At 40.5% G+C, this 4,667-nt stretch carries 4 protein-coding genes and 1 pseudogene; 3 read left to right on the top strand and 2 right to left on the bottom strand.

Annotation, left to right across the window (positions count from 1 at the left end):
- Nucleotides 1–125: 125 nt before the first annotated feature.
- A pseudogene (locus tag FTT73_RS15655) lies at nucleotides 126–494 on the bottom strand (pirin family protein); the annotation flags it as partial.
- Nucleotides 495–802: 308 nt separating this feature from the next.
- Here FTT73_RS15655 and ycaC point away from each other — a divergent pair.
- Nucleotides 803–1,429, top strand: coding sequence for an isochorismate family cysteine hydrolase YcaC (ycaC, locus tag FTT73_RS15650; RefSeq protein ID WP_180085667.1), 627 nt, complete (start codon nucleotides 803–805; stop codon nucleotides 1,427–1,429).
- Between the two features lie 143 nt (nucleotides 1,430–1,572).
- Nucleotides 1,573–2,496, top strand: coding sequence for a LysR substrate-binding domain-containing protein (locus tag FTT73_RS15645; protein WP_180085669.1), 924 nt, complete (start codon nucleotides 1,573–1,575; stop codon nucleotides 2,494–2,496).
- Nucleotides 2,497–2,577: 81 nt separating this feature from the next.
- Here FTT73_RS15645 and ahpC read toward each other — a convergent pair whose 3' ends face one another.
- Nucleotides 2,578–3,141: an alkyl hydroperoxide reductase subunit C gene (ahpC, locus tag FTT73_RS15640; protein WP_005173184.1), complete on the bottom strand. Its 564-nt coding sequence runs from the start codon at nucleotides 3,139–3,141 to the stop codon at nucleotides 2,578–2,580.
- Between the two features lie 595 nt (nucleotides 3,142–3,736).
- Between ahpC and FTT73_RS16465 the strand changes: the two genes are divergently transcribed.
- Nucleotides 3,737–3,859 carry a hypothetical protein gene (locus FTT73_RS16465; protein ID WP_257232889.1) on the top strand — a complete coding sequence of 41 codons (123 nt, stop codon included), beginning with the start codon at nucleotides 3,737–3,739 and terminating at the stop codon, nucleotides 3,857–3,859.
- Nucleotides 3,860–4,667 lie beyond the last annotated feature (808 nt).

The raw sequence follows: 4,667 nt of genomic DNA, 5'->3' as shown, positions 1-4,667 counted from the left end.
TTAATCCTATTGAAAAAATGTGGGCATGGGTGAAAGCAAAAAGGAAAAAATGGTTGGTTAACTCAATAGATAAGCTTTTTAGTCGTTTCTTTAACGAGTGTATGGGTAATTAAGCGGTTTGACTATACCATTTCAAAGAGACCGCCATGTTTGGCAAAATCTGGAGAATGAAATTCTTCATGGACTACACCTGAGCCTGCGGTCATCCACTGCACATCACCTGCCTGAATCGTGCCGCCACCGCCACTTGAATCTTGATGCGTCACTGCCCCCTGATAGGCTAACGTCACTGTTTCAAAACCGCGATGTGGATGTGAACCCACGCCATGTTGTACAGTCGTCGGATCAAAATGATAGGGCGCAGCATAATCCAGCAACAAAAACGGACTGATCGCCTGACCTAAACGGTCATAGGAAAACAGATTTTTGACCGGAAAGCCATCACCGACCCAATGCATGTTTTGATTACGGTAAACACCAATTACTTTTTTCATCTTTTAACTCCTATTACGATAGGATGAACATGCAGCCATTTTATGCCGGGCCAAGATGCGCTGATAGTCCTAAGCTGGAATACAGTATCTTATATATAAGACAATCTTTGCTTTAACTTCCCGAATTCAACACAAATAAACTAAAATTTTGGTCTAAATTTTTAATTATCCTATTTTTAAGATTATTTATCCCAGAATTTGGGCTTATTTTGTCCTGTTTTTAGCTCTAATATAAAAATCACCACGTCCCGGAACAGCCTGGGTTTGATCCAAGACGGGATGCTAATTTTATAGAGAGGAACAGAGAAATGGCAAAACCTTATGTACGTTTAGACAAAGACAATGCAGCCGTATTACTTGTAGACCATCAGACTGGTTTGTTGTCACTGGTTCGTGATATTGACCCAGATAAATTCAAAAATAATGTATTGGCGCTTGCGGCAGCAGCAAAATATTTCAATTTACCGACCATTTTGACCACCAGCTTCGAACAAGGCTCAAATGGTCCGTTGGTTCCTGAGCTGAAAGAGCTATTCCCGGACGCACCTTATATTGCTCGTCCAGGGCAAATTAATGCCTGGGATAATGAAGATTTTGTTAAAGCGGTAAAAGCCACGGGTAAAAAACAGTTGATCATTGCTGGCGTGGTGACTGAAGTGTGCGTTGCCTTCCCGGCGCTGTCTGCACTTGAAGAAGAATTTGACGTATTCATCGTGACAGATGCATCTGGTACCTTTAATCACCTGACACGTGATGCTGCATGGAACCGCATGTCACAGGCTGGTGCACAGCTGATGACCTGGTTTGGTCTGGCTTGTGAACTGCACCGTGACTGGCGTAATGATATCGAAGGTCTCGGCAGCTTATTCAGCAATCATATTCCTGACTACCGCAACCTGATGAATAGCTATAGCCAGAATACTGCACAGAAATAAACCATACACATCTCTAAAATAAGCGGCCTTCGGGTCGCTTTTTGTTGGAACAATTAAATTAATCTGGCTTGGAAACAGTTTAGCCTGGCCCGGATTTCCCCTATGATGGGCATTGTATGAACGCAGGGCGATTGAGGTGAAAGGTGCATTCTTTTGATGACTATTATTATTTTTATCTGGTGGTCAAGCATGGCGGCTTCAGTGCAGCCAGTGACATCTCCGGAATCACCAAATCCAAACTCAGCCGACGTATTTTAGAGCTGGAAGCCCGTTTCAATGTCACCCTGATTCAACGCTCAACCCGACATTTTAAGGTGACCTCACTAGGCCAGGAATTTTTTGAGGAATGCGAAAAGCTGATTCAACAGGTGGAATGTGCCCGTAATGTCTTGCTCAAGCAGAAAAGTGAACCACAAGGCCTGGTCAAGCTGAGTTATCCTTCGGTGATGATGCGCTACCAGATCCGCAGCCTGCTGAATGAATTCCTCAAGACTTATCCCAAGGTTCAGGTAGAAATGGAAATTACCAGCCGGCGTGTCGATGTGCTGCATGATGAGATTGACCTGGCGATCCGCACCAACTTTGAAGCCAATGAAGATTCCAGCATTGTCGTTCGCGATGTGATTAAAACCACGCATTGTCTGGTTGCCAGTCCGGAGCTGTTGCAAGGCCGTTCGATACACTACCCCACTGAGATCAATGACTTTCCGACCATCGTTTTAGGCACGCAGAAAAACCACTATCAATGGCATCTGCATCGTATCGACAGTCATGAACAGATGGATATCCCCCTAGAACCCCGCATCAAAAGCAACGATCTGGCCGGCGTATACTATTCTGCCCTGGATGGCCTGGGTATTGCCGATCTACCCTTGTTAACCGTAGAAGCAGATCTCAAAGCTGGTCGCCTGATCCATCTGCTGCCAGACTGGTGTTCCAATATGGGAACCGTACAACTGGTCTATGCCTCACGCAAAGGTCAGCGTCTGGTGATGGAAAAACTGATTGAGCATCTGGTCGAAGGCTTACGTGCCCGGGCAGAAGGTCATCAGGGCTATACCATTTAAATTGCGCTGTCATGCTGAGCAGCCAATAAAAAAATCCAGCACTGAGTGCTGGATTTTTTGCTTCGAAAGCAAGTGAGCGAATTAGATTTTACCCACTAAGTCAATTGAAGGAGCAAGAGTCGCTTCGCCTTCTTTCCATTTCGCAGGACATACTTCACCTGGGTGAGCGTGTACATATTGCGCTGCTTTCACTTTGCGAAGCAGTTCAGCTGCATCACGACCAATACCACCAGCATTGATTTCAACGATCTGGATTTTACCTTCTGGATCGATCACGAAAGTACCACGATCTGCCAGACCTTCAGCTTCAATCAATACTTCAAAGTTTTTCGCCAAAGTCCAGGTTGGGTCGCCGATCATTGGGTACTGGATTTTACCAATTACGTCAGAGGTATCGTGCCAAGCTTTATGGGTGAAGTGCGTATCGGTTGATACACCATAAATTTCTACGCCCATTTTCTGGAATTCAGTATATTGATCAGCAAGATCGCCTAATTCAGTTGGACAAACAAAAGTAAAGTCAGCAGGATAGAAGAATACAACCGACCATTTACCTTTCATGTCCTGCTCGGACACTTCCACAAATTGACCCTTGTGGTAAGCAGTGGCGTTGAATGGTTTGATTTCAGTATTGATTAAACTCATGAGACCTTTCCTCGTATATTGGTGAGATTATTCATTCGATGAAGATAGAATACGAAAATTTCTTAAATAGGTAAAACCGTAAGTTTTTATAAAAATAATCGTTTTTTTAGATTTAAGATTTCTATGAGGATTACTGATCTGATTGATTTGCTCAATATGGAGCCTAGAATTTGGAACATAAGCCGAGCAGTTAAAATATAATTTTTTGCAACTTAGGTTAGCAATGATAAAGCTCTGAGCTCTATCAAAACTAAACAAAGCAAATTCAAGACATAAAAAAACCCACCGGATTCAGGTGGGTCTTGGATGAAGATTTACCGTTTTGATAAGTTAGAATGGAAATCCATATATATTTTAACATAAGCATTAAAATTCAAATATTTATTGATTATTTTTAAATTTTTGTAAATTTAAATATATTTTAATCAATCTTGATTACAGTTTCTTAGTTCCTTCTAACTTTTATCTTTACAAAAATAACTTAAATGAAAATATCTAAAATTATCTAACTTTATCTTTTTTATATCCAGAAATGATTTCTTTATAACTTCTATGATACTTATCACTAGATAACCACTTTGATAGGAGAAATAGAATGTCTAGAACACCTAACGATGATCGCTCTGATAGCATGAATCCTAATAATGATGCCTACTGGGATTCTCTGGATAACCATTCAGATCAATTAAATCCAAACAATGATCGCTACCAAGGATAAAGCATTATGCAAATAGGAGATTCCGATCTCCTATTTGTTTTTAGGGACTGCCATGTATTACTCAAAAGATAAGGATATCAATGCATACGTAAAGCGACTGCTAAAGCATAAGAGCTTTCGTATCATTAGCGGTAAAAAACACGATCAACTTTGTATATTCGAGCAGCGTAAGTTAGCTATACCGTCCACTCCGAGTAAACAAAGAAGTTATATTGAATTTAAAAACACTGTTAAGCGTATTCTAAGAGAACTAGGAGTATCAAATTATGAAGCAATATTATGACGATCCATTCTTAGATAAGTTATTACATAAAACTAAGAATTCTAAAAAAGAGAGTTAATACTCTCTTTTTTAATGGTTAATAGACGAAAGGACAGCAAAACTTTCGTTGGCTGTCCTTTCTTACCCACCCCTAACCCTTAATTCATAGACTTAGTTTTCGGGACTTTCGTTTCCTATTCTGTTTCCAGAATCTAAATCTATGCCAGAATGGATTTTACCATCGCGTTACAGGAGCGAACTGGCTGACCCGTAAGACTCAAGCGGAAAAATCAAGTAAGTCGATTACGACTCATTGTGAGGCTTTAGGTGCCTACGACCTTGAGGTTTTCTTTAAATTACCAAGTTGCAGGAAGTACTTCAACATCTTTTACTTGGTAACCATTCATGACTAATGAATTTCTCTGTACACGACAAAAATAGATAACTCATTGAAATAATGTCACAATAATTGTTTTCTAACGACGAATACTATGACACATCTCAATGAGTTATATCTTATCTTAAACAAATCTCTAAAATGGAACA

The organism is Acinetobacter sp. YH01006 (assembly GCF_013420445.1).
In the GTDB taxonomy this organism is placed as follows: Bacteria; Pseudomonadota; Gammaproteobacteria; order Pseudomonadales; family Moraxellaceae; genus Acinetobacter; species Acinetobacter pseudolwoffii.
This window is presented reverse-complemented; position numbering and strand designations above follow the sequence as displayed.

What these genes read in the sequence shown, in the direction of transcription:
- ahpC (WP_005173184.1), bottom strand. Translation starts at nt 3,141, where the DNA reads ATGAGTTTAATCAATACTGAAATCAAACCATTCAACGCCACTGCTTAC.
- ycaC (WP_180085667.1), top strand. Translation starts at nt 803, where the DNA reads ATGGCAAAACCTTATGTACGTTTAGACAAAGACAATGCAGCCGTATTA.
- FTT73_RS16465 (WP_257232889.1), top strand. Translation starts at nt 3,737, where the DNA reads ATGTCTAGAACACCTAACGATGATCGCTCTGATAGCATGAATCCTAAT.